We start from the raw sequence: 24353 nt of genomic DNA, 5'->3' as shown, positions 1-24353 counted from the left end.
TCAGTGCGCCTTGTGCTCGATGGACGGTGCGTCGGCCTGCAGTTTCTGCACATCGCTCACCGCCAGTTCAGCCGACTGACCGCCCCAACCTTGACGCAAGTAGTTGAGCAGGTCGGTCAGTTGTTCAGGCTTTAGCTTGCCGGCGAAACCCGGCATCGGTTGCATGTGCTCGAAGCCGGAGAACTTCTGCTCGCCGATACCGTCCTCGATCACCCGCAACAGGTTGCGTGGGTCTTCCAGGCGCAGCGTGGTGTTGCCGCGCATGGCCACCGCAATGTGCGGCTTGCCTTCGCCACCGACCGCATGACAACCGGCGCAGACGTTCAGGTATTCCTGCTGGCCGCGCTGAGCGCTGGCGCTGAGTTTCTCTACCGGCACTTCAACCAGCGCTTTGGCTGCCGGCGGTTTGTCGCCGAGCAGGAACGTCGCCATCGCCGCCAGATCGGTATCGTTCAGGCCCTGCGTGCTGTTGTGGAACACCGGGAACATCTCGTTGAACATCGTCCCTTGCGCACTCATACCGTGCTTGAGGAACGTGCTGAGATCCTGCTCGTTCCAGCCGCGCGCGGCCAGATCAGTGGCCAGCAGGCTCGGCGCCAGGTAGCCATTGAGGATGCCGCCGGTCAGGCGTTTATCCAATTGCATCGCGCCCGGCAGGCCGCGTGGCGTGTGGCATTCGCCGCAGTGACCGAGCACTTCGACCATGTACTGGCCGCGCTTCCAGGCTTCACTTTTGCCTTCGGCCGACTCCAGCTTCAGCGCTTTGCCGTACATCATGTTCCAGCCGATCAGGCCCGGACGCACGTTGAACGGAAAGCTCAGGCTGGTGACCGGTGCTGCGCGCTCGATCGGCTCGATGGTTTTCAGGTACGCATGGATCGCGTCCGAATCTTCACGCGGCATCGGGTGATACGAGGTGTACGGCATCGCCGGATAGAGGTTGGCGCCGTCACGACGCTTGCCTTCAGTCAGCGCGGCGAAGAACTCGTCATCGCTGTACAAACCAATGCCGTGCTCCTTGCTCGGCGTGATGTTGGTGCCGTAGATCGTGCCGAACGGTGAAACGATCGGCAGACCACCGGCAAACGGTGCGCCGCCCGCTGCCGTGTGGCAGGCCATGCAGTCGGCCGCGCGGGCAAGATACTCGCCGCGCTTGACCTGATCATCGGCGTGGGCAAACAACACTGGCGCAGCGAGGCCGACCGCCAGGGTCAGGCGGGTCAGAAAGAGCTTCATGCTTAACCCTCCTTGACCAGGCCGAGATCGGTCAGCACGTTGCGGGTGGCGTTGTAATAACGCACGTACCCGGTGCAACGGCAGACGTGATGGCCGAGGCTGTCCTCGATGACTTGTTCGAGCTTGCTCTGCACGGTCGGCTGGCGTTGCAGCTTTTCGACCAGCACGGTCGCGGCGTTGACGAAGCCCGGCGCGCAGTAGCTGCACTGGAAGGCGAACTCGTCGACGAAGCGCTGCTGGATCGGGTTCAGTTCAGTGACCTGGCCCGACTCGTCACGCTTGGCGTGGGATTCGATGGTGCGGACTTTCTTGCCTTCGAAGTAATGTACGCCGGTGATGCAGGTGCGCACTTCCTCGCTGGTGCCGTCCGGGTTGTCGACGATCACCACGCAGGCGTGGCAGATGCCTTGGCCGCAGCCCAGACGCGAACCGGTGAGGTTTTTGTATTCGTGCAGGTAGTCGATCATCGGCAGGTCATCAGGGATGTCCACCGGGCCGACGGATTGACCATTGAGGGTCAGTTGAAACGGACGGTTAGCCATTGAGGGCCTCCTTGATGCGCGCAGCAGTGATTGGCAGATCGCGAACACGTTTACCGATGGCGTGCGCCACGGCGTTACCGATGGCACCGACGATCGGGATCATCACCACTTCGGCGATGCCTTTGGACGGATCGCTTGGCGACAGCGGCGGCAGAATCTCCGCGGTCTGCTTCCACACCGCAACGTGACGCGCCATCGGCAGACGGTAACGGTTGAAGTTCCAGTCACCCTCCCCCGGCCCACCTTCGTACAGCGGCATCTCCTCCATCAACGCGTGACCGATGCCCATGGCGATACCGCCTTCGAGCTGGCCCTTGACCAGTTCTTCGACCAGCACACGACCGCACTCGACCCACGAATGGTGGTTGAGCACCTCTACATCCAGCGAGCCCTTGTTGACCTTCAGCTCGACCAGCGTGGCGACCGGGCTGTAATAAGTCACGGCAGCGTTGTTCAACTGCACAACCGGGTAATTGATGTTCTGGCGATCCAGCAGGTGGAAACCAGACGTGGCCATCAACGCTTTCTTCGCTTTCGGCGCGCCGTCACCGTATTTCACGGCGAGACCATCGAGCGGCAGACGCTCGCGCACGCCGTCGATGCTGTATTCGGCCTCGGCCCAGCTCCAGCGGTTGAACGCGTGAACGGTGGCGCCAGTCACCAGACCACGCTCGTGAGCGCGCTTGGCCAGCTCTTCGAAGCTCAGCGGCTGCATGCCGTTAGCCGTGAGTTTGCCGTCGACCCAATGCGCATCTTCGCGACGCACAACGTAAGGGTTGGCTTGACCGCCGTAAGGACCCTGACGCCAGATTTCCATGGCCGCCGGCCACAAACCATTGTTGAACAGCACTCGCGCCGCTTCACGGGTGGCGTGACTGAAGTAGTACGCCGAGTTGGTCGCCGACGAGGCCGAAGCCAATTTGCCGACCCAACGCGGGTTGCGCAGCAGATTGTCCTGTTCGGCCTGGCTCATGATGTAAGGGTTGCCGCTGGTGATTAGCTGCATTTCCTTCCATTCGGTTTCGCCAGTCTTCACTTCGTGCGCCGGGCTGCCAAGGAAATCAGCTACGACCAAGGCTTGCGAGGTGGACATGCCGGTACCGATTTCAATGCCGATATGGCGCAGGGTGATGCGACCGTCAGCAGTGAATTCGATACTGGCCATCGGCGCTTCCGAACCGGTGCCGAAGTCCTTCTGGCAGATGGCGAAACCGACGCCGTACCAGTTATCCGGGTCTGCGGCTTCGCGTTGTTTCTTGATCGCGTCGCGGTTTTTCCAGACTTCGTGCACCGAGGCCTTGTCGAGGATTTCGTGCAGACGCAAGGCACCGGCCGGGATCGCGCCCTGGGTGTTTTTCATACCGGAACGCAGAGCATTCTTGCGACGCAAGTCGATGGCATCGACACCGAGGCGGTTGGCGATTTCGTCGACCATCATCTCGGTCGCCGCCATGCTTTGCAGGGTGCCGTAACCACGCATCGAACCGGCCTCAACACCACGCGAGTGGTAGGCAGTAACTTGCAGGTCGTTCTGCGGCATGTAGTAGATCGACTGCGCCGCCGTGGCGCCAACTGCGGCTACCGACGGGCTGTAGTTGATCCGGCCACCACCGTCGACGCTCATTTCGGCGCGGAAAATCTTGAAGCTGTAGTCGTTCTTGTCCACGGCCAATTGGTAGCGGATGTCGAACGGGTGACGCTTGATACCGCTCTGGAATTGCTCGTAGCGGTCGTTGGCCAGACGCACTGGCACACCGGCGCCGTACAGCGCAGCAAGGGCTGCGTAGTAGACGAAGATGTTGTGGTCTTTGGAACCGTAACCGACGGTGTAACCCGGGTGCATGTTCAGGTTATCGAGGCCGAAACGCGACGGCGCGATCATTTTCGCGGTCTCGGTCGCAGCTTCCAGTGGGCACTGGGTGGCTACCACGAAGTGCAGAGTCTTGGTTTTCGGATCGTACCAGCCGTTGCCGTTGTCCGGCTCCATGGCGGCCGGTTCGATCGACGGGGTTTTGTAGCGCTCGTCGAACACCAGCCAGTTGTCCGGCGGCGTATCGATCTCTTGCTTCATGCGGTCGGCGTAAAACAGGCCACGCTCGGTCAGGTTGCCGTGCAGGTTCGGCTGGGAATTCCATACCGGACGACGGTTTTTCAGCATCGGGAACAGGATCGAGTCCTTGAGGCTGGCGAATTCGTCTTCGTCTGCCGAGGTCGCGCCGCCCACACGTACGTAGCGGAAGCTGCCATACGGATCGCCTTCGTAGAACGGCACTTTTGCACCGTAACGAATCGCTTTGTCATTGAATTTGAGTTTGTTCTTGGCCTGACGGAAACGCTCGAAGTCGTTCCAGATCAGGATCGCCACAGGATGACCGATGAACATCGGCACCTTGCCTTCCGGCAGCAGTGGATCCGGGGCGTGCTCTTCCGGGAAGACGATGCCGTCCTTGTCCAGATCTGCGGCAGTGACGATGCGATCAGGCTGCAAATCGGCGCCGAGCCACGACAGGTCGTAACCGGCGTAGATGCGGTCAGCCTTGATGGTTTTCAGCAGCATGGCGTGGCCTTGCTGCTCGGGCCAGCCCGGCATGTCCTTGGAGCGGATGTCGCGGGCAAAGACTTTGCTGCCGCAGACTTTGGACAGTGCGTCGTTACGCTGACGCGCCTTGCCATTGTTGCCGAGCCATTTCTCGGACGGCACGGTGACGCTGTTTTCCATCAAGGCAGCCAGCGCCTGACTGCTGAGCGGCGTGAGCGTGACGCTCACACCCGCCACCAGCCCGCCCTGGAGGAACGAGCGCCGGGATATTTCACGGTTGGACATGGATCATCCTCTGGGCGGTTATGTGTCCGCCCTTCTGGTTATCTACTGGGGAATCTCGAGTCTTGCAGAAGCCCTTTCTGGCGAAACAAAGGGCGTGTTGACAGTGCAAAGCTGACCGAAGGGTTAACTTTAAAGGTTTCTGCGCTCGCAGCAAACAACCAGTTACGAAAATTTGACTAAAGAATCAAAAAATCAATGCGACGTGGCACCGCAGGATGTTTACAGGCATCCCTTGCAGGAGCTGTCGAGTGAAACGAGGCTGCGATCTTTTGATCCTGTTTTTTACGATCAAGATCAAAAGATCGCAGCGTGCCGCAGCTCCTACAGGGAGCCGGGTTGCGTGATGGGAGCGGAAGGCAAATTTCAGACACAAAAAACCCCGGTCTTTCGACCAGGGTCTTTGCTATCGATTCCGAATCAACCAAAGGTTGCTTTCGGTGCTTCAAGGCGTTCAGTGGTCCTTGAAGCAGATATGGCGCAGCGGACGGGACTCGAACCCGCGACCCCCGGCGTGACAGGCCGGTATTCTAACCGACTGAACTACCGCTGCGTATCGCTTTGAGCTTGCGCTCAAGTAACTCGTTTTGACTGCAGGCTTCGGTGCCTTGCAATCGCGAACCAGACAATGCCTGACTCGTAAAATATGGCGCAGCGGACGGGACTCGAACCCGCGACCCCCGGCGTGACAGGCCGGTATTCTAACCGACTGAACTACCGCTGCGCGTCGGTGCAGGCACTTTCAGCCTACGTTCTTGCTTACGCAAGTTTCTCGGGGAGTGGTGGGTGATGACGGGATCGAACCGCCGACATTCTGCTTGTAAGGCAGACGCTCTCCCAGCTGAGCTAATCACCCGTTTGCATCTCCGAGGCCGCGAAATTTACGCAGGTAGCAGACCTAAGTCAATAGCAGGATTGAAGTTTTTCTGAAAAAGACGAAATTGTTTCCATCCTGCAAAACCGCTTTCGCGAGCGAACCCGCTCCCACAGGGGGTCTGCATTCCAAATGCGGGAGCGAGCCTGCTCGCGAAGGCGTCAGTTGATTCAACGCAAATTCAGAGAAAAAGGCGATCTACTCGCTGTAGATCATCTTTTTCGTCATGCCGCCATCGACGACGAACTCCTGCCCGGTGACAAAACCAGCATTCCTCGACAGCAACCAGGCGACCATGGCCGCCACGTCCTCGACCGTCCCTACCCTGCCCGCCGGATGCTGAGCATGATCAGCATCCGCCAAAGGCTCCGCTCGACGTGCAGAAGGATCGCGCGCATCGATCCAGCCCGGACTGACGGCGTTGACGCGAATCTCCGGCCCCAGACTGATTGCCAGCGCATGCGTCAGCGCCAACAAACCGCCCTTGCTCGCCGCATACGCCTCGGAGTCCGCTTCCGACTGCCGCGCACGAGTAGAGGCCAGATTGACGATCGAACCGTTGTGCGCACGCAGATACGGCGCACAGTGCTTGGCCAGCAACATCGGCCCGCTGAGGTTTACCGCCAGCACGCGATTCCAGTAAGCCAGGTCGAGACTTTCGAGCGTGATGTTGTGCGGGTCAGCGACCGCCGCATTGCACACCAGTGCATCGAGGCGACCAAACTGTCCCAACACCTCAGCGACACCCAGCGCAACCTGAGCCTCATCAGCAACGTCCATCGCGATGAACCAGGCATTTTCGCCCAGCACCTTCGCCACTTTCGAACCGCGCGCACGATCCAGATCCGTCAGCACCACTTGCCAGCCTTCGCTGATCAACCACGCCGCAATCCCCAGACCGATGCCACGCGCGGCCCCCGTGACCAGCGCAACGCGGCCATGGGTACCCGCTGACGGAGTGGACAACTCGATCACAACGCCGCCAGACCGCGCGCCAGGTCGGCTTGCAGGTCGACTACGTCTTCCAGACCGACCGCGATGCGAATCAGGCTGTCACGAATGCCCGCAGCTTCACGCTCCTGCGGCGCCAGGCGGCCGTGAGACGTGGTGCTCGGGTGCGTGATGGTGGTTTTGCTGTCACCGAGGTTGGCCGTGATCGAAATCAAGCGGGTTGCATCGATAAAGCGCCACGCGCCCTCTTTGCCGCCCTTGACCTCAAAACTCACCACCGCACCGAAGCCCTTCTGCTGACGCCGGGCCAACTCGTGCTGCGGATGACTCTTGAGACCGGCGTAATGGACCTTCTCGATGCCGTCCTGCTGCTCCAGCCATTCGGCCAGCTCCTGGGCATTGGCACAGTGCGCCTTCATCCGCAGGTTCAGGGTTTCCAGACCTTTGAGGAAGATCCATGCGTTGAACGGGCTCAAGGTCGGCCCGGCAGTGCGCAGGAAGCCGACGACTTCTTTCATCTGCTCGCTGCGACCGGCAACCACGCCGCCCATGCAACGGCCCTGGCCGTCGATGAACTTGGTTGCCGAGTGCACAACGATGTCAGCCCCCATTTTCAGCGGCTGCTGCAAAGCGGGCGTGCAGAAGCAGTTGTCGACCACCAGCATCGCGCTTTTGGCGTGAGCGATTTCAGCCAGTGCGGTGATATCGACCAGTTCCGCCAAAGGATTGGATGGTGATTCGACGAAGAGCAGTTTGGTGTTCGACTTGATCGCCGCATCCCAGGCCGACAGATCGGCCAACGGTACGTAATCGACTTCAACGCCGAAACGCTTGAAGTACTTCTCGAACAGACTGATGGTCGAACCGAACACACTGCGCGAAACCAGCACGTGATCGCCGGCGCTGCACAAGCTCATCACCACCGCCATGATGGCAGCCATGCCGGTGGCGGTCGCAACGGCTTGCTCGGCGCCTTCCAGCGCAGCAATGCGCTCTTCGAACGCACGCACGGTAGGGTTGGTGTAACGCGAGTAAACGTTACCCGGCACTTCGCCGGCAAACCTTGCGGCCGCATCGGCGGCGGTGCGGAACACGTAGCTGGAGGTGAAGAACATCGGATCACCGTGCTCGCCTTCCGGCGTACGGTGCTGACCGGCACGTACGGCCAGGGTATCGAACGCTACGCCTTCGAGATCGCTGTCCAGCCGACCGGCATCCCATTCCTGACTCATGCTGTCACTCCTTGCCCTGTTCGCGAAAATTGAAAGTCAGATACAAAACCGGCCCCTCAGGGCCGGTAGAAACTCAGTTGTTGTACAGATCGATGATCGCACTGACCGCCTGGGTCTTGATCTTCGAGGAGTCGTTACGCGCCTGTTCGATCTTGTTCAGGTACGCCTCGTCGACGTCGCCGGTGACGTACTTGCCGTCGAACACTGCGCAATCGAAGTTCTCGATCTTGATCTTGCCGCCACCGACCGCTTCGATCAAGTCAGGCAGATCCTGATAGATCAGCCAGTCAGCACCGATCAGATCCGCCACGTCCTGAGTCGAGCGATTGTGCGCGATCAGTTCGTGCGCGCTCGGCATGTCGATGCCGTAGACGTTCGGGAAGCGAACCGCTGGAGCCGCCGAGCAGAAGTAGACGTTTTTCGCGCCGGCTTCGCGGGCCATCTGGATGATCTGCTTGCAAGTGGTGCCGCGCACGATCGAGTCGTCGACCAGCATCACGTTTTTGCCGCGGAACTCCAGCTCAATGGCGTTGAGCTTCTGGCGTACCGACTTCTTGCGCGCAGCCTGGCCCGGCATGATGAAGGTACGGCCGATGTAACGGTTCTTGACGAAACCTTCGCGGAATTTCACGCCCAGGTGGTTGGCCAGTTCCAGTGCCGCGGTACGGCTGGTGTCCGGAATAGGGATAACCACGTCAATGTCGTGCTCTGGACGCTCGCGCAGAATCTTCTCAGCGAGCTTCTCACCCATGCGCAGACGGGCCTTGTAGACCGAAACGCCGTCGATGATCGAATCCGGACGCGCCAGGTAGACGTGTTCGAAAATGCACGGAGTCAGGGACGGGTTGGTCGCGCACTGACGGGTGTGCAGCTTGCCGTCTTCAGTGATGTAGACCGCTTCGCCCGGCGCCAGGTCGCGAATCAGGGTAAAACCAAGCACGTCCAGCGAAACGCTTTCCGAGGCGATCATGTACTCGACGCCTTCGTCGGTGTGACGCTGGCCGAACACGATCGGACGGATGCCGTGCGGGTCGCGGAAACCGACGATGCCGTAACCGGTCACCATGGCCACTACCGCATAACCGCCGACGCAACGGTTGTGCACGTCGGTCACGGCGGCAAACACGTCTTCTTCGGTCGGTTGCAGCTTGCCGCGCTGGGCCAGCTCATGGGCGAACACGTTGAGCAGCACTTCCGAGTCGGAACTGGTGTTGACGTGACGCAGGTCGGATTCGTAGATCTCTTTGGCCAACTGTTCAACGTTGGTCAGGTTACCGTTGTGCGCCAGGGTGATGCCGTAAGGCGAGTTGACGTAAAACGGTTGGGCTTCGGCCGAAGTCGAGCTGCCCGCGGTCGGGTAACGGACGTGACCGATGCCCATGTGGCCGACCAGACGCTGCATGTGACGCTGTTGAAACACGTCACGCACCAGGCCATTGTCCTTGCGCAGGAACAACCGGCCATCATGGCTGGTCACGATACCGGCAGCGTCCTGGCCGCGGTGCTGGAGCACGGTTAGCGCGTCATACAGCGCCTGATTGACGTTCGACTTACCGACGATACCGACGATGCCACACATGCGACGCAACCCCTACTTAATGGATCTGAACTGAACAACACTCACTGAGGCGTTTTCGCCGACGGCAAGAGTTGCTCCTTGAACGGAATATCAGCGGGTACGCTGATTCCGCTGGCAAGCCACTGACTGCTCCACCCGAGAATCAGGTTTTTGGACCAATCAGCGACCAATAGAAATTTTGGTACGAGCTGTGATTCTTTCCACCACCCGTCCTGCTGTACCGGCCCCAGGCTCAACAGCCCGACCGCCACGACCACCAGCAACACGCCACGCGCTGCGCCGAAGGCCATGCCGAGGAATCGATCGGTCCCGGACAACCCGGTGACGCGTACCAACTCGCCGATAAGATAATTGATCATTGCGCCCACGATCAGTGTGGCGACAAACATGATGGCACAGCCCGCGATCACGCGAGCCGATGGGGTTTCGATGTATCCGGCGAGGTACTCGGACAATGAGCCACCGAACATCCAGGCGACGACTCCTGCGATGATCCAGGTCACCAGCGATAATGCTTCCTTGACGAAGCCGCGGCTCAAACTGATCAAAGCGGAGATGGCGATGATTGCAACGATCGCCCAGTCAACCCAGGTAAATGGCACAGTGCAGCCTACAGACGGATAAGGCGGCGCATTTTAGCAGAGCGCATGCCTCTCGGTAAGCTGCGATTGTCAGTGCATTTCAATCGAGGTGATAGTTTTCAACCGCGCTCAGGCTGGAAGCGTACAACAAAACCCTTGAGGTTCTGCTGACGACCCAACAGATCACGCAGACGATCAGCCTCGGCACGCTCGATCAGCGGGCCGACAAACACCCGATTCTTGCCATCGGCCGAGCGGATGTAGGCGTTATAGCCCTGACTGCGCAGGGTTTTCTGCAGGCTTTCGGCGCTGGCGCGGCTCGACAGACTGGCCAGTTGCACCGACCAGCTCACCGACAGGCCGTTGGCATCGACGCGGCTTTGCGTGGTGTCCGGCTTGCTCGAGGATGCAGTGATGGGCTGAGCAGGTGCCGGAATCGGCTTGGCCACTGCGGGCGGCGCAACAGGCTTGGTGATCATGATAGGCGCTGTTGGCGCCGGTGCGACGGGCGCAGCAGGCGCAGTGTCTTCGGCGACTTCTTCATCCGTTGGCACTGGTTCCTGCGGCAAGGCTTGCGGCTCAGGCACCGCCACCGTTTCCATTTGCACTTGCGGCATGGCCGGCGCTTGCGGAGCTGCCGGCGCCTCAACGGTTACCTGACGCTGCTCGTCCTGGCGGGAAAACAGCATTGGCAGGAAGATCACCGCCAGCGCAACCAGCACCAAAGCGCCAACCATGCGCTGCTTGTACGCTTTATCCAGCAAAGCCATTTGCCGCTTCCTCCGTGGAGCGCCGGGCTAACCATTCAAGGGCCTCGGCGACACAATAAAATGATCCGAACAACAGAATCTCGTCGTCGCTGGTGGCTACCGCGCACTGCCCTTCCAGCGCGGCGGCGACACTGTCATAAGACGTGACGGACGCGCCAAGGTTCTGCAGGGCCGCATGCAACTCACTCACCGGCCGAGCACGCGGTGAATCCAGCGGCGCTACCGCCCAATGCTCGACACTAGCATTCAACTCGCCGACAACACCATCCAGATCCTTGTCCGCCAGCAGACCAAACACCGCCAGGCGCTTGCCGACCGGTGGTCGCGAGGCCAGCCGGCGGGCCAGATACTCGGCCGCATGCGGATTGTGCCCAACATCCAGCAACAGATTCAGACGCTTACCGTTCCACTCGAACGAGCGACGATCCAGTCGACCGACCACGCGCGTCGCCTGCAATGCCGCCACAATCTGTTGCGAATCCCACGGCAAACCGAGCAGCAGATACGCCTGCAACGCCAGTGCGGCGTTTTCCATCGGCAGATCGAGCAGCGGCAAGTCACGCAGTTCAACCACTTGCCCCTGCGCATCGGTGCCGCGCCATTGCCAGTGCTGATCAGTAATACCGAGGTCGAAGTCACGCCCACGCAGGAAAAACGGACAGGCCAGTTCACGCGCCTTGTCCAGCAATGGTTGCGGAGGATTCAGATCGCCGCACAAGGCAGGTTTGCCCTGACGGAAAATTCCGGCCTTCTCGAAAGCCACGGACTCGCGGGTGTCGCCCAGATAGTCGGCATGATCGACGCCAATGCTGGTGACCAGCGCGATATCGGCGTCGACCACATTGACCGTATCCAGACGCCCGCCCAGACCGACTTCCAGCACCACCGCATCAAGCCCGGCCTGTTGAAACAGCCAGAACGCCGCGAGGGTGCCCATTTCGAAGTAAGTCAGCGAAGTATCGCCGCGCCCGGCCTCGACCGCCGCGAAGGCTTCACACAGCTGCGCGTCAGTAGCTTCGACGCCATTGATCTGCACCCGCTCGTTATAACGCAGCAGGTGCGGGGAATTGTAGACACCAACGCTCAGGCCCTGCGCCCGCAGCAATGAAGCCACGAAAGCGCAGGTCGAACCCTTGCCGTTGGTGCCAGTGACCGTGATCACCCGAGGCGCCGGCTGGCCCAGCCCCATGCGGGACGCTACCTGTTGCGAACGCTCCAGACCCATGTCGATGGCCGACGGATGCAACTGCTCAAGGTAGGCGAGCCATTCGCCAAGGGTGCGCTCGGTCATAGGCCAGCAGGTACCGGAGGAACCACGATTGGCTCGATTGGCGCGGCGACGAATTTCGGCGTCGGCTTGCCAGTCATCTGTGCCAGCAGGTTACCCAGGCGCGGGCGCAGTTCCTGACGGTGGATAATCATGTCGATCGCACCGTGCTCCAGCAGGAATTCGCTGCGCTGGAAGCCTTCCGGCAGTTTTTCACGCACGGTTTGTTCGATAACGCGCGGACCGGCGAAGCCGATCAGGGCTTTCGGCTCACCGACGATCACGTCGCCAAGCATCGCCAGACTCGCCGAAACACCACCGTAGACCGGGTCGGTCAGTACGGAGATGAATGGAATACCTTCTTCACGCAGACGCGCCAGCACAGCCGAAGTCTTGGCCATCTGCATCAGCGAGATCAGCGCTTCCTGCATGCGCGCACCACCGGAGGCGGCGAAGCAGATCATCGGGCAGCGATTTTCCAGCGCGTAGTTGGCGGCGCGCACGAAGCGCTCACCGACGATGGCCCCCATGGAACCGCCCATAAAGGCGAATTCAAAGGCCGAAACCACCACTGGCATGCCCAGCAAGGTACCGCTGACGGAGATCAGCGCGTCTTTTTCGCCAGTCTGCTTTTGGGCAGCGGTCAGGCGATCCTTGTACTTCTTGCCGTCACGGAATTTCAGACGGTCAACCGGCTCCAGATCGGCGCCCAGTTCATTGCGACCTTCGGCATCGAGGAAAATGTCGATGCGCGCACGTGCGCCGATGCGCATGTGGTGGTTGCATTTAGGGCAAACGTCCAGGGTCTTTTCCAGCTCTGGACGATACAACACCGCCTCGCAAGACGGGCATTTGTGCCACAGACCTTCAGGGACCGAGCTCTTCTTGACCTCGGAACGCATGATCGAAGGGATCAGTTTGTCTACTAACCAGTTGCTCATGCTTTCTTTCTCCAGTACCGGCGGCCCGAACGCTCTGGTTCGCAGCCCCGCGTATGCCCTTCAGCTAAATTCATGTGTGTGGCGATAGTTGCCGGACTGCCACGATCAGCGCGAAACATGACCTGCGTGCGATCCAGAAACCCTCAGCCGCGCCTGCTTTGTGCAAGTGCATTGATGGACGGCGGCAGACTGCCAGCCGTCACATCAATATCGGAACCGGCAGGTTCCTATATTCCTTTTACGGCGTTGATGAACGCGCGGATCTTTGCGTGATCCTTGATGCCTTTGCTCGCTTCCACCCCGCCACTGACATCCACCGCATACGGTTTTACCCGTTCCACGGCATCTGCGACGTTCTCCGGGGTCAAACCACCCGCGAGAATCAACGGCTTGCTCAACGTCTGCGGAATCAATGACCAGTCGAACGCCTCACCGGTTCCGCCGGGCACACCTTCGACATAAGTGTCGAGCAGCACGCCCCTGGCGCTCGGATAGGCATCAACCGCCGCCGCAATGTCATCACCGGCCTTGACCCGCAACGCCTTGATGTACGGACGATGCCAGCCTTCGCAGTCTTCAGCGACTTCATCACCATGAAACTGCAACAAATCCAGCGGCACGGCGTCGAGGATTTCACCCAACTCGCAACGGCTGGCATTGACGAACAGCCCTACGGTAGTCACAAACGGCGGCAATGCCTGAATAATCGCCCGCGCCTGCTGTACGGTTACCGCACGCGGACTCTTGGCATAGAACACAAACCCGATCGCATCGGCCCCGGCCTCAACGGCGGCCAGCGCATCTTCTATGCGGGTAATCCCGCAGATCTTGCTGCGAACGGCTGACATATCGAGAAAAACTCCGAGGCAAAATCCGAGAAAGTCCCGGATGGTAACAAAAGCGTTCGAGGGCGTCAGCCGTCAAGTTCGGAGAAACCCGTAAGGAAATGTGGCCCGATAAAACGCTCGGGCAACGGAAATTCGTCGTGGTACTCGACCTGTACCAGATACAAGCCGTACGGATGCGCGGTCACCCCACCGGAGCGGCGCTCGCGGCTTTCGAGGACTTCCTTCATCCACTCCACCGGACGCTCGCCAGCACCAATGGTCATCAGCACGCCAGCGATATTGCGCACCATGTGATGCAGGAAGGCATTGGCGCGAATATCGAGCACGATCATCTTGCCGTGACGGGTCACGCGCAGGTGATGCATCTTCTTGATCGGCGACTTGGCCTGGCACTGACCGGCGCGGAACGCGCTGAAATCGTGAGTGCCGATCAGATACTGCGCGGCCTCGGCCATGCGCTCGACATCCAGCGGGCGATGATTCCAGGTGATTTCTTCATTGAGATGCGCCGGGCGAATCTGATCGTTGTAGATCACGTAGCGATAGCGCCGGGCGATGGCTTTGAACCGCGCATGGAAATGCGCCGGCATCACCCGAGCCCAACTGACGCTGATGTCATGGGGCAGATTGATGTTGGCACCCATGACCCAGGCTTTCAGCGAACGATCGACCGTTGTATCAAAGTGCACCACTTGTCCGCAGGCATGCACGCCGGCGTCGGTGCGTCCGGCGCACTGTAGCGAAACCGGTGAGTTGGCGACTTTCGACAGGGCTTTTTCCAGCTCTTCCTGCACCGTCGCCACACCCGTCAACTGACGCTGCCAGCCGCTGTAACGCGAGCCTTTGTACTCAACGCCCAACGCGACGCGGTAAAAGCCGTCGGGAGCCATTTCGGCGACCGGGTTATCTATGTTTGCCAAGGTGGGACAGCCTGCTGTTTGTGCAAAGGCGGGCATTATAAGGCTGTGGACCGGGGATACCAGTTTCAAGATCAAAAGATCGCAGCCTTCGGCAACTCCTACATGAGATGGCGTTCCCCTGTAGGAGCTGCCGAAGGCTGCGATCTTTTGATTCAAAAAAGACAAACAAAAACGGCAGCCTCAATGGGCTGCCGTTTTCGTTTACCTCTGAACTTACGCTAAGTGCGAAAGCATTTCCTGAGCTTCTTTTTTCTGTGCCTCGCTCCCCTCACTGGCGACCTCGTTGAGGATGTCGCGCGCGCCGTCGCTGTCGCCCATGTCGATGTAGGCCTGAGCCAGATCAAGCTTGGTAGCGGCTTCATCAGTGCCAGCGAGGAAGTCGAAATCGTCTTCACCCAGATCACCACCGATTGCCGCATCGGCTTCGGTGAAGGTCGGCTCGGCAATGGTTTGCGACAGACGATCCAGCTCGGCGTTGACGTCATCCAGTTCGGCAGCGAACGCATCCGGCTCAGCCGCAGGATTGCTGTCCATTTCGTCGGCCAGCGACAGATCGAAATCGGCCGGCAGCTCCAGATCATCTTGTGGCACGTCAGCCACCACCGGCGGTTCGACTGGCGGCAGATCCTTCACGCCTTCGTCCAGATCCAGCAGGAAGTCATCGTCCGCCAGGTCAACCGCAGGCGCCGGTTCGGCACCCAGGTCCAGATCGAGGTCGAAGTCCGACAGATCATCCAGGTTCTCTTTGATATCGGTCTGCTGTTGCAGCACCGATTCGAAGCTCAGGTCGTCGTCCGCCGGGAATTCATCCAGCTCGACCGGCGCTTCAGGCTCAACCACCGGCGCCGGCTCAACCGGCGTGATGTTGTCGAGATCGTCCAGACTCAGATCAAACGCGCTGTCCAGATCGTCTTCCACAGGCGCTGGCGCCGGTGCTTCAGGCTCATCCAGCAGCAAATCCTTGACGTATTGCGCGTCCAGTTCGGCGGCCACGGCAGCAGCGGCCAGACCTGTCGCAGCGACGACGGCCATGGCCGGGAAGCGGCTTTTCAGCTCTTCGACCTTGGCGAAGTTGTCACCATTGGCCACCAGTTGACGCTCTTGACCGACGAACGCATCGCGGTCGCCCTGCTGACCGTAGACTTCCATCAGCTTCAGACGCAGATCACTGCGTTGCGGCTCCAGGCTGACGCCCTCTTCCAGCAGTGCAGCAGCCTGATTCAGGCGACCGGCGTTGATGTGCGACTGCGCCTTGTCGAGCACGTCATCCGAGCGCTCGGCGGCCGGCGCCACCAGCGGCGCCGCAATCGGTTCAGCCATCACGATCGGGGCAACTACCGGAGCCACTACGGGTGCCGGAGCAGGTGCTGGCGCCGGCGTGTTGAGCTTGACGCTCGCCGCCGGGGTTTCCAGACCTTCGAAGCTGCTTTCCGGCAGATCCTGCTCGGCGGAGAACTCTTGCTCTTCCGACAGAGCGCGGGCCATGCGCAGATGTTTCTCAGCTTCCTGCTGGGCCTTGCGGCGACGTGCCAGCAACAACAGCAGGAGCAGCAGAACCACTACACCGCCACCGACCAGACCCAACAGGATCGGATTGGTCAGCAGCTCATTGAAGGTTTTCTCGTCATCGACAGGCGGCTTCGGCGCCACCACTGGCTCGACGACTGGCGTTTCAGCCGGTGGCGCAATGGCGGACTCTGGCGTCGGCGCCGCTTCTGCCGGAGTGGCTGGCGGCGTGGCAGCCAGTTCAGCCGTGATCGCAGGCACCGCCGGTGCAGCAGCGTTGGCGGCCGGCGCAGCGCCCGCCCCTTCGGCCTGCAGTTTTGCCAGCTGATTGTTCTTCAGCTCGATCAGTTTTTGCAGCTTGTCCAACTGACTTTGCAGATCGGACATGCGGCTTTTCAGTTCCTCGTTATCACGACGGGTCGTGTCGAGGCTTTCCTGAGTGACCGCGAGCTTGTTGCTCAAGGCTTTAGCATCACCCGCCGGGCCTTTGCCGCGGGACTTGGCGCTTTCAGCAGAAACCAGACTCAGATTGTCCTGAGCGTTCTGCGCAGCACCGGTATTGCCGCGACCACGATTGGTCGCATCGAGCTGCTGCTGACCGGTGCCCGGTTTGGCCACATAACGACGGCCCTGACGCCAGGCCTCGTTCTGCGCAGCGACTTCGGCAATGGCCTTCGACTGTGGCAACGCAGTGCTTTGCACGGAATCCGGCAGGCGCAGCACCTGACCGGTCTTCAGGCGGTTGATGTTGCCACCGATGAACGCATCCGGGTTCAGCGCTTGAATGGCCAGCATGGTCTGCTGCACCGAACCGCCGGTACGCGCTTTCGCAGCGATTTCCCACAGGGTGTCGCGCGGCGTGGTGGTGTATTGCGTCGAGTGCGTGGCGCCCGTGGTCGGCGCAGTGATGGTCTGCGACGGCGCCGGTTGCGCGGCGGCGTCAGCGGTCTGCGGCGAGAACTTCGAGGGATCGAGCAGCACGCTGTAATCGCGCAGCAGACGGCCATTCGGCCACATCACCTGAACGAGGAATTTCACCATCGGTTCCGACAGCGGTTTGCTCGAGGTCACGCGCAGCACGCTTTTGCCGCTGGCGTTGAGCACCGGGGTGAAGGTCAGATCATTGAGGAAGGCCTGGCGATCGACGCCGGCCTTGGCAAAGTCTTCAGCTGAAGCCAGGCTCGGCACCACTTCGGCAGCGGTGAGATCCTTGACGTCGAGCAGCTCGATTTCAGCCACCAGCGGCTGGTTCAGGGTCGACTTCAGGGTCAGCTCCCCGAGCCCGAGGGCATGCGCCATACCGGAGGACAGCGCCGAGGCGGCCGCTATTGCTAACACCAGTTTGCGAACTTGAACCATAGCCTCATCCTTTGTTTGAACGTTCCTCGGCCAGCGAGAAGATGTTGAATACCGCTGCCGTAAGGCATTGCGCGCGACGACGACAGATGCCGCGCGCGATCATTTCTTTGATGCCCCGGAATGTCCCGGAGGGTGACACGTTATCAAGCGATCTGGGCAAGCATAGCGCTCACCTAGAATCAGTCGACAAATTGTTGCCAAGTATCTTTTACAGCAGGTCTTTTATCAACAACTCAGCCACCTGCACAGCGTTAAGGGCCGCGCCCTTGCGTACGTTATCTGACGTCAGCCACAGATTAAGTTCCGCCGGGTCGTCAACACCGCTGCGCACGCGACCGACATAGACAACATCCTGCCCCACCGCGTCACCGACAGCAGTCGGGTAATCACCGGCTTCGACCAGCTCGATACCGGCCGCGTCTTCGAGTGCAGCGTTGACTTTTGCCAGGTCGACAGCCGACGCTGACTGCAAGGTCACGCTAAAGCTATCGCCAAAAAACACCGGGGCTTGAACGCAAGTTGCGGAAATCTTTAATAAAGGCTTGGCCAGCACCTGACGCAACTCGCGCACCAGACGTTTTTCCAGCAGCGTGTGGCCCTGTGCGTCAGGCGTGCCGACCTGCGCCAGCAGGTTGAAAGCCATCTGCCGATCAAAGAAGGTCGGTTCCAGCGGGCGCATGTTCAGCAGCTCGGCGGTCTGTCGCGCCAGCTCGGTCACGGCTTCACGACCTTGGGCGGAAACGGCCAGATTGGCGGTGACATTCACATATTGCAGATCGATCAGGTCGAGCAGCGGCGCCAGTACCACGGCCAGCGAAGTAGCCGACGGGCTTGGGCTGCTGACCTGGAACGGTGCTTTCAAACTGGCGAGTACTGCGGCGTTGGCTTCCGGCACCAATTGCGGCGCCTGATCGGCCGGCAGCGCACCGGACAGGTCAATCAGCGAGCAACCGGCGGCGTGGGCACGCGCGGCGTAGCTCAAGGTGATGGCCGGGCCGGCGGCGAAGAACACCAGTTTGACCTTGCTGAAATCGAATTCATCGACTTCACGAACGCGCACGTTCTTGTTGCGAAACAGCACCGAACTGCCAGCAGATTCGCTGCTCGCCAACAGGTGCAGGTTGCCGACCGGGAAGTCGCGCTCTTCGAGAATCTGTACGAGGGTTTCGCCGACAGTACCGGTGGCGCCGATCACGGCAATATCTAGGGTCTGGGTCATGGTGCGAGCCTCTGGCGAAACGGGGGGAGCGGCACTTTACCGGGTGACCGCCATGCAGGCAATTTCTGCCGAGGATTTGCGGCGCCTGCACCGGCCTCATCGCTGGCAAGCCAGCTCCCACAATGGGCGGTGCGATTCACAGATTTTATGTACTCCACAAATCCCTGTGGGAGCTGGCTTGCCAGCGATGGGGCCAATCCAGACACCCGAGAAACCACAGGCATAAAAAAACCCGCACCTCTCACAAGGCGCGGGCTCTTTCATTGCTGCAAACGATCAACGCTCAAGCAAAATCCGCAGCATGCGACGCAGCGGTTCGGCCGCGCCCCACAGCAGTTGGTCGCCAACGGTGAAGGCACCGACGAATTGCGAACCCATGTTCAGCTTGCGCAGACGACCCACCGGCACATTCAGGGTGCCAGTGACCTTGGTCGGGCTCAGCTCCTGCATGCTGATCTCGCGCTGGTTCGGTACCAGTTTGACCCAAGGGTTGTGCTGGCTGATCAGCCCTTCGATATCAGCGATCGGCACGTCTTTGTTCAGCTTGATGGTCAGCGCCTGGCTGTGGCAACGCATGGCGCCAATGCGCACGCAGATGCCGTCGACCGGAATCGGGCTCTTGAAGCGGCCGAGGATCTTGTTGGTCTCAGCCTGAGCTTTCCATTCTTCGCGGCTCTGGCCGTTCGGCAGTTCCTTGTCGATCCACGGAATCAGGCTGCCGGCCAGCGGTACGCCGAAGTTTTCGGTCGGGTACGCTTCGCTGCGCATGGCATCAGCAACGCGACGGTCGATGTCGAGGATCGCGCTGGCCGGATCGGCCAGTTGATCAGCGACAGCGGCGTGGGTCGCGCCCATTTGCTTGATCAGTTCACGCATGTTCTGCGCGCCGGCACCGGAAGCCGCCTGATAGGTCATGGCGCTCATCCACTCGACCAGACCGGCCTCGAACAGACCGCCCAGACCCATCAGCATCAGGCTGACGGTGCAGTTGCCGCCGATGTAGTTCTTGGTGCCCGCATCGAGCTGCTGGTCGATGACCTTGCGGTTGACCGGATCGAGAATGATCACCGCGTCATCGTTCATGCGCAGGCTCGAGGCCGCGTCGATCCAGTAACCCTGCCAGCCGGCTTCGCGCAGTTTCGGGAACACTTCGCTGGTGTAGTCGCCGCCCTGGCAGGTCAGAATCACGTCGAGGGTCTTCAGCTCATCAATGCTGTAAGCATCCTTGAGCGGAGCAATGTCCTTGCCCACGGACGGGCCTTGGCCACCGACGTTGGACGTGGTGAAAAACACCGGCTCGATTAGATCGAAATCCTGCTCTTCCAGCATCCGCTGCATGAGCACGGAACCGACCATCCCGCGCCAACCGATCAGACCTACACGTTTCATCGCAACTACACCTTCTTGAAAAGTGGGCCGCTGCTTTGTATTGAATTTCGCAGCGGGCCCGAGAGATTACAGATTCCGCAGCGCGGCGACTACTGCGTCGCCCATTTCCTGCGTACCGACTTTGGTGCAACCGGCCGAATAGATGTCGCCAGTGCGCAACCCTTGATCGAGCACAACGCTAACGGCTTTCTCGATGGCATCGGCCGCGTCATGCAGATTGAAGCTGTAACGCAGCATCATCGACACCGACAGAATGGTCGCCAACGGGTTGGCGATGCCTTTACCGGCGATGTCCGGAGCGGAACCGTGGCAAGGCTCGTACATGCCCTTGTTGTTGGAATCCAGCGAGGCCGACGGCAGCATGCCGATCGAACCGGTGAGCATCGACGCTTCGTCGGACAGAATGTCGCCGAACATATTGTCAGTGACGATCACGTCGAACTGCTTCGGTGCGCGCACCAGTTGCATGGCGGCGTTGTCGACGTACATGTGGCTCAGTTCGACTTCCGGATAATCCTTGGCCACTTGCTCGACCACTTCACGCCACAGTTGACTGGACGCCAGCACGTTGGCCTTGTCCACCGAGCAGAGCTTCTTGCCACGGACCATGGCCATGTCGAAACCGACGCGGGCGATGCGGCGGATTTCGCTTTCGCTGTACGGCAGCGTGTCGTAGGACTGACGCTCGCCATTTTCCAGGGTACGGGTGCCGCGCGGCGCGCCGAAGTAGATGCCGCCGGTCAGCTCACGAACGATGAGGATGTCCAGACCGGCAACGATTTCCGGCTTCAGGCTCGACGCGTCGGCCAGTTGCGGGTACAGGATCGCCGGACGCAGGTTGCCGAACAGGCCCAGTTGTGCACGGATTTTCAGCAGGCCGCGCTCAGGGCGGATATCACGCTCGATGGTGTCCCATTTCGGGCCACCGACGGCGCCCAACAATACGGCGTCAGCAGCGCGGGCGCGGTCGAGGGTTTCATCGGCCAGCGGCACGCCGTGCTTGTCGATGGCGGCGCCACCGATCACGTCATGGCTCAGCTCGAAGCCCAGGCTGTATTTGTCGTTGGCCAGCTCCAGCACCTTGACCGCTTCGGCCATGATTTCCGGACCAATACCGTCACCTGGGAGAATCAGAATCTGCTTGCTCATGCTTTCCTCGTGTCTTCAGTCGGTGCGCCACCTTAGGCGCGCCCGGAAAAATTCTTATCGCTCGGCCATCAGCACGATTACATCTGTACTGAACGAGCCATCGGCATCAATCTCAAAATATTCGCGCACTTCATTGCCCATCGACTGCTGCAACTGGCGGATCGCCGCGCGCATTACTTCAGGCGTGCGCATGCGCTCAACCCAACTGGTGTATTCCAGACGCAGGCGCTGACGCGTGGTACTGCGCACATGCAAACCGGCCTCGCTGACCTGCCGCAGCCACTCAGCGGCGGAATAATCGCGCACATGACTGGTGTCGCGCAGCACTTCGACGCTTTGCAGGTAAGTGTCGAACAACGGACTGCCCGGTGACAACACATCCACGAATGCCGCCACACCGCCCGGCTTCAGCACCCGACGCACTTCGCGCAGGGCGACACCGAGATCGCTCCAGTGATGCGCCGAATACCGGCTGAACACGAAGTCGAACTCGCCATCGGCAAACGGCAAACGCTCAGCGGCGCCGTTGACCGTGGCGATGTTGGTGAAACCGCGATCAACAGCAGCGGTGGCGACCACGTCGAGCATTTGCTGTGACAGGTCGTAGGCGACCACTTCCCTGACCAACGGCGCGACGTGGAAACTGACGTGACCGGCGCCGCAGCCCAAGTCCAGCACCCGAGCCTCGCCCTGCCCGGCCAGCTCAGCCTGTAGCAGTGCAAATTCGGTTCCCTGAGCGTGAACGGCGCTGCTCAGGTAGGCAGCGGCCTGTTCACCGAATTGCTTCTGGACAACCTGAGTATGCTGGGCGGTGCTGGTCATGGGATCTTTCCTTGAATCTTATGGTGCTTGTTCCGGCCTCATCGCTGGCAAGTCGAATCGTCGCACCGCAGCTCCCACAGGTTTTGTGAACAACGCAAATCCCTGTGGGAGCTGGCTTGCCAGCGAAGGGGCCGGCCCTGACTACATCAATCTCGAATCATTATGCGTCGCGGAACAACCAAGGCTGGCTCACACGGTGCTTGGCCTCAAACGTGGCAATCGCATCACCGTCCTGCAAGGTCAAACCGATATCATCCAGACCGTTCAACAGGCAGTGCTTGCGAAACGCGTCGATCTCGAAGCTGTACACCTTGCCATCCGGACGGGTCACGGTCTGCGCTTGCAGATCGACCTGCAGTTGATAACCCGGCTCGGCCTCGACCTGCTTGAACAACTCATCGACTTCAGCGTCGCTCAAGATGATCGGCAGCAAGCCGTTCTTGAAGCTGTTGTTAAAGAAGATGTCGGCATAACTCGGCGCGATGATGCTGCGGAAACCGTATTCTTCCAGCGCCCATGGCGCGTGCTCACGGCTGGAGCCGCAACCGAAGTTCTCGCGGGCGAGCAATACGCTGGCGCCCTGATAACGCTCGGCGTTGAGGACGAAATCCTTGTTCAGCGGGCGCTTGGAGTTGTCCTGATACGGTTGCCCGACATCGAGGTAACGCCACTCGTCGAACAGGTTCGGGCCGAAACCGGTGCGTTTGATCGACTTCAAAAACTGCTTCGGAATGATCTGGTCGGTGTCGACGTTGGCACGATCCAAAGGCGCGACAAGACCAGTGTGCTGGGTAAAAGCTTTCATGCTGCGCTCCTTTAGATCAATTCACGAACGTCGATGAAACGACCGTTCACCGCTGCCGCCGCCGCCATGGCCGGGCTGACGAGGTGGGTACGGCCACCGGCGCCCTGACGGCCTTCGAAGTTACGGTTGGAGGTCGAGGCGCAATGTTCGCCGGACTCCAAACGGTCCGGGTTCATCGCCAGACACATCGAGCACCCCGGCTCACGCCATTCGAAACCGGCTTCGAGGAAAATCTTGTCGAGACCTTCGGCTTCTGCCTGAGCCTTCACCAGACCCGAGCCCGGCACCACGATCGCTTGCTTGATGGTCGAGGCGACTTTGCGGCCCTTGGCAATTACCGCCGCAGCGCGCAAGTCTTCGATCCGCGAGTTGGTGCAGGAACCGATAAACACGCGATCCAGCTGAATGTCGGTGATCGCCTGATTGGCAGTCAAACCCATGTATTTCAAGGCGCGGACGATCGAGTCGCGTTTGACCAGATCCATTTCCTTGGCCGGGTCCGGCACGTTTTGGTCAACGGCCAAAACCATTTCCGGGGAAGTGCCCCAACTGACTTGCGGCTTGATCTGCGCAGCGTCGAGTTCAACCACGGTGTCGAACTTGGCGTCGGCGTCGGAGACCAGATCTTTCCAGGCTTCGACGGCCATATCCCACTGCTCACCTTTCGGTGCGAATGGACGGCCCTTCACGTAGTCGACGGTTTTCTGATCCGCTGCCACCAGGCCAACACGGGCACCGGCTTCGATGGACATGTTGCAGATGGTCATGCGGCCTTCGACGGACAAGTCGCGGATCGCGCTGCCAGCGAATTCGATCGCGTGACCGTTACCGCCGGCGGTGCCGATCTTGCCGATCACCGCGAGAACGATGTCCTTGGCGGTCACGCCGAACGGCAATTGCCCTTCAACGCGCACCAGCATGTTTTTCATTTTCTTCGCGACCAGGCACTGGGTGGCGAGCACGTGCTCGACCTCGGAAGTGCCGATACCGTGGGCCAGAGCGCCGAACGCGCCGTGGGTCGAGGTGTGCGAGTCGCCGCAGACCACGGTCATGCCCGGCAAGGTCGCGCCCTGCTCCGGGCTGATGACGTGGACGATGCCTTGGCGCACGTCGTTCATCTTGAACTCGACGATGCCGTATTCATCACAGTTGTCATCGAGGGTCTGAACCTGCAAACGCGAGACCTGATCGGCAATGGCTGCGATGCCGCCCTTGCGCTCTGGCGTGGTCGGTACGTTGTGGTCCGGGGTCGCGATGTTGGCATCGATGCGCCAAGGCTTGCGCCCGGCCAGACGCAGGCCTTCGAAGGCTTGCGGCGAGGTCACTTCGTGAATGATGTGACGATCGATGTAGATCAGCGCCGAGCCATCGTCGCGCTGCTTGACCAAATGCGAATCCCAGAGCTTGTCGTAGAGCGTTTTGCCGGCCATCAGACGGTTCCTCATCAGCTTGTTTCTATGCCCTGGGCTTCTCAATAACCCTTTGGCTTGTGAGGCCGATCCTATGGGGTTAGATTAAATAACTCAAATTCATATTTTTTAT

The 24353-nt window shown here is 60.2% G+C and carries 19 protein-coding genes and 3 tRNA genes; all 22 read right to left on the bottom strand.

Annotated features, from left to right (window positions below; genetic code table 11):
* The 22 genes from ACM6IN_RS03660 to leuC all read right to left on the bottom strand — a co-directional run bounded on the left by ACM6IN_RS03660 (position 1) and on the right by leuC (position 24241).
* Complete coding sequence (locus ACM6IN_RS03660; RefSeq protein ID WP_414915423.1) at positions 1–1236, bottom strand: c-type cytochrome; 1236 nt, start codon at positions 1234–1236, stop codon at positions 1–3.
* A gap of 2 nt (positions 1237–1238) precedes the next feature.
* The gene (locus tag ACM6IN_RS03655) at positions 1239–1778 is read right to left on the bottom strand and encodes a (2Fe-2S)-binding protein (RefSeq protein ID WP_414915422.1); all 540 of its coding nucleotides are present in this window, start codon (positions 1776–1778) and stop codon (positions 1239–1241) included.
* The gene (locus ACM6IN_RS03650) at positions 1771–4602 is read right to left on the bottom strand and encodes a xanthine dehydrogenase family protein molybdopterin-binding subunit (RefSeq protein WP_007913465.1); all 2832 of its coding nucleotides are present in this window, start codon (positions 4600–4602) and stop codon (positions 1771–1773) included. The genes ACM6IN_RS03655 and ACM6IN_RS03650 overlap by 8 nt, the downstream gene beginning before the upstream one ends.
* A gap of 473 nt (positions 4603–5075) precedes the next feature.
* Positions 5076–5152, bottom strand: a tRNA-Asp gene (locus ACM6IN_RS03645).
* A gap of 94 nt (positions 5153–5246) precedes the next feature.
* A tRNA-Asp gene (locus ACM6IN_RS03640) sits at positions 5247–5323 on the bottom strand.
* Positions 5324–5379: 56 nt separating this feature from the next.
* A tRNA-Val gene (locus ACM6IN_RS03635) sits at positions 5380–5455 on the bottom strand.
* Positions 5456–5671: 216 nt separating this feature from the next.
* A complete protein-coding gene (locus ACM6IN_RS03630; RefSeq protein WP_007913464.1) occupies positions 5672–6448 on the bottom strand; it encodes an SDR family oxidoreductase in 777 nt (258 codons plus the stop codon).
* A complete protein-coding gene (locus ACM6IN_RS03625) occupies positions 6445–7656 on the bottom strand; it encodes an O-succinylhomoserine sulfhydrylase (RefSeq protein WP_414894142.1) in 1212 nt (403 codons plus the stop codon). Before ACM6IN_RS03625 ends, ACM6IN_RS03630 begins: the two co-directional genes overlap by 4 nt.
* A gap of 73 nt (positions 7657–7729) precedes the next feature.
* Positions 7730–9235 carry an amidophosphoribosyltransferase gene (gene purF / locus ACM6IN_RS03620; RefSeq protein WP_007913462.1) on the bottom strand — a complete coding sequence of 502 codons (1506 nt, stop codon included), beginning with the start codon at positions 9233–9235 and terminating at the stop codon, positions 7730–7732.
* Between the two features lie 41 nt (positions 9236–9276).
* Positions 9277–9837 (bottom strand): CvpA family protein, encoded by a 561-nt coding sequence (locus ACM6IN_RS03615; protein ID WP_007913461.1) that lies wholly within the window; start codon positions 9835–9837, stop codon positions 9277–9279.
* A gap of 98 nt (positions 9838–9935) precedes the next feature.
* Positions 9936–10586, bottom strand: a complete 651-nt coding sequence (locus tag ACM6IN_RS03610) for an SPOR domain-containing protein (protein WP_007913460.1) — start codon at positions 10584–10586, stop codon at positions 9936–9938.
* Positions 10570–11877: a bifunctional tetrahydrofolate synthase/dihydrofolate synthase gene (gene folC / locus ACM6IN_RS03605; RefSeq protein ID WP_414894143.1), complete on the bottom strand. Its 1308-nt coding sequence runs from the start codon at positions 11875–11877 to the stop codon at positions 10570–10572. Before folC ends, ACM6IN_RS03610 begins: the two co-directional genes overlap by 17 nt.
* Positions 11874–12794 (bottom strand): acetyl-CoA carboxylase, carboxyltransferase subunit beta, encoded by a 921-nt coding sequence (accD, locus tag ACM6IN_RS03600; protein WP_007913458.1) that lies wholly within the window; start codon positions 12792–12794, stop codon positions 11874–11876. The genes folC and accD overlap by 4 nt, the downstream gene beginning before the upstream one ends.
* A gap of 227 nt (positions 12795–13021) precedes the next feature.
* Entirely contained in the window at positions 13022–13642 is a 621-nt protein-coding gene (locus tag ACM6IN_RS03595) for a phosphoribosylanthranilate isomerase (RefSeq protein WP_414915421.1), read from the bottom strand.
* Positions 13643–13707: 65 nt separating this feature from the next.
* Positions 13708–14532 carry a tRNA pseudouridine(38-40) synthase TruA gene (truA, locus tag ACM6IN_RS03590; protein WP_034152768.1) on the bottom strand — a complete coding sequence of 275 codons (825 nt, stop codon included), beginning with the start codon at positions 14530–14532 and terminating at the stop codon, positions 13708–13710.
* Between the two features lie 243 nt (positions 14533–14775).
* Positions 14776–17427, bottom strand: a complete 2652-nt coding sequence (locus ACM6IN_RS03585) for a FimV/HubP family polar landmark protein (RefSeq protein WP_414915420.1) — start codon at positions 17425–17427, stop codon at positions 14776–14778.
* Positions 17428–17635: 208 nt separating this feature from the next.
* The gene (locus tag ACM6IN_RS03580) at positions 17636–18646 is read right to left on the bottom strand and encodes an aspartate-semialdehyde dehydrogenase (protein ID WP_414915419.1); all 1011 of its coding nucleotides are present in this window, start codon (positions 18644–18646) and stop codon (positions 17636–17638) included.
* Positions 18647–18922: 276 nt separating this feature from the next.
* Positions 18923–20035, bottom strand: a complete 1113-nt coding sequence (gene asd, locus ACM6IN_RS03575; RefSeq protein WP_007913448.1) for an aspartate-semialdehyde dehydrogenase — start codon at positions 20033–20035, stop codon at positions 18923–18925.
* Positions 20036–20101: 66 nt separating this feature from the next.
* Positions 20102–21184, bottom strand: coding sequence for a 3-isopropylmalate dehydrogenase (gene leuB / locus ACM6IN_RS03570; protein ID WP_003226430.1), 1083 nt, complete (start codon positions 21182–21184; stop codon positions 20102–20104).
* 54 nt (positions 21185–21238) lie between these two features.
* The gene (locus ACM6IN_RS03565) at positions 21239–22006 is read right to left on the bottom strand and encodes a class I SAM-dependent methyltransferase (RefSeq protein WP_414915418.1); all 768 of its coding nucleotides are present in this window, start codon (positions 22004–22006) and stop codon (positions 21239–21241) included.
* Between the two features lie 160 nt (positions 22007–22166).
* Positions 22167–22811 (bottom strand): 3-isopropylmalate dehydratase small subunit, encoded by a 645-nt coding sequence (gene leuD, locus ACM6IN_RS03560; protein WP_007913445.1) that lies wholly within the window; start codon positions 22809–22811, stop codon positions 22167–22169.
* An 11-nt stretch (positions 22812–22822) separates the two neighbouring features.
* Positions 22823–24241 carry a 3-isopropylmalate dehydratase large subunit gene (gene leuC, locus ACM6IN_RS03555; RefSeq protein WP_007913443.1) on the bottom strand — a complete coding sequence of 473 codons (1419 nt, stop codon included), beginning with the start codon at positions 24239–24241 and terminating at the stop codon, positions 22823–22825.
* Between the last annotated feature and the right edge of the window lie 112 nt (positions 24242–24353).

It is taken from the genome of Pseudomonas sp. IT-P395 (assembly GCF_949767675.1).
Taxonomy (GTDB): Bacteria; Pseudomonadota; Gammaproteobacteria; order Pseudomonadales; family Pseudomonadaceae; genus Aquipseudomonas.
Note: the sequence above shows the minus strand (reverse complement) of the source record. Positions and strands in the feature narration are given on the sequence as shown.

What these genes read in the sequence shown, in the direction of transcription:
- ACM6IN_RS03660 (WP_414915423.1), bottom strand. Translation starts at nt 1,236, where the DNA reads ATGAAGCTCTTTCTGACCCGCCTGACCCTGGCGGTCGGCCTCGCTGCG.
- ACM6IN_RS03655 (WP_414915422.1), bottom strand. Translation starts at nt 1,778, where the DNA reads ATGGCTAACCGTCCGTTTCAACTGACCCTCAATGGTCAATCCGTCGGC.
- ACM6IN_RS03650 (WP_007913465.1), bottom strand. Translation starts at nt 4,602, where the DNA reads ATGTCCAACCGTGAAATATCCCGGCGCTCGTTCCTCCAGGGCGGGCTG.
- ACM6IN_RS03625 (WP_414894142.1), bottom strand. Translation starts at nt 7,656, where the DNA reads ATGAGTCAGGAATGGGATGCCGGTCGGCTGGACAGCGATCTCGAAGGC.
- purF (WP_007913462.1), bottom strand. Translation starts at nt 9,235, where the DNA reads ATGTGTGGCATCGTCGGTATCGTCGGTAAGTCGAACGTCAATCAGGCG.
- ACM6IN_RS03610 (WP_007913460.1), bottom strand. Translation starts at nt 10,586, where the DNA reads ATGGCTTTGCTGGATAAAGCGTACAAGCAGCGCATGGTTGGCGCTTTG.
- folC (WP_414894143.1), bottom strand. Translation starts at nt 11,877, where the DNA reads ATGACCGAGCGCACCCTTGGCGAATGGCTCGCCTACCTTGAGCAGTTG.
- accD (WP_007913458.1), bottom strand. Translation starts at nt 12,794, where the DNA reads ATGAGCAACTGGTTAGTAGACAAACTGATCCCTTCGATCATGCGTTCC.
- ACM6IN_RS03595 (WP_414915421.1), bottom strand. Translation starts at nt 13,642, where the DNA reads ATGTCAGCCGTTCGCAGCAAGATCTGCGGGATTACCCGCATAGAAGAT.
- truA (WP_034152768.1), bottom strand. Translation starts at nt 14,532, where the DNA reads ATGGCTCCCGACGGCTTTTACCGCGTCGCGTTGGGCGTTGAGTACAAA.
- ACM6IN_RS03585 (WP_414915420.1), bottom strand. Translation starts at nt 17,427, where the DNA reads ATGGTTCAAGTTCGCAAACTGGTGTTAGCAATAGCGGCCGCCTCGGCG.
- ACM6IN_RS03580 (WP_414915419.1), bottom strand. Translation starts at nt 18,646, where the DNA reads ATGACCCAGACCCTAGATATTGCCGTGATCGGCGCCACCGGTACTGTC.
- asd (WP_007913448.1), bottom strand. Translation starts at nt 20,035, where the DNA reads ATGAAACGTGTAGGTCTGATCGGTTGGCGCGGGATGGTCGGTTCCGTG.
- leuB (WP_003226430.1), bottom strand. Translation starts at nt 21,184, where the DNA reads ATGAGCAAGCAGATTCTGATTCTCCCAGGTGACGGTATTGGTCCGGAA.
- ACM6IN_RS03565 (WP_414915418.1), bottom strand. Translation starts at nt 22,006, where the DNA reads ATGACCAGCACCGCCCAGCATACTCAGGTTGTCCAGAAGCAATTCGGT.
- leuD (WP_007913445.1), bottom strand. Translation starts at nt 22,811, where the DNA reads ATGAAAGCTTTTACCCAGCACACTGGTCTTGTCGCGCCTTTGGATCGT.
- leuC (WP_007913443.1), bottom strand. Translation starts at nt 24,241, where the DNA reads ATGGCCGGCAAAACGCTCTACGACAAGCTCTGGGATTCGCATTTGGTC.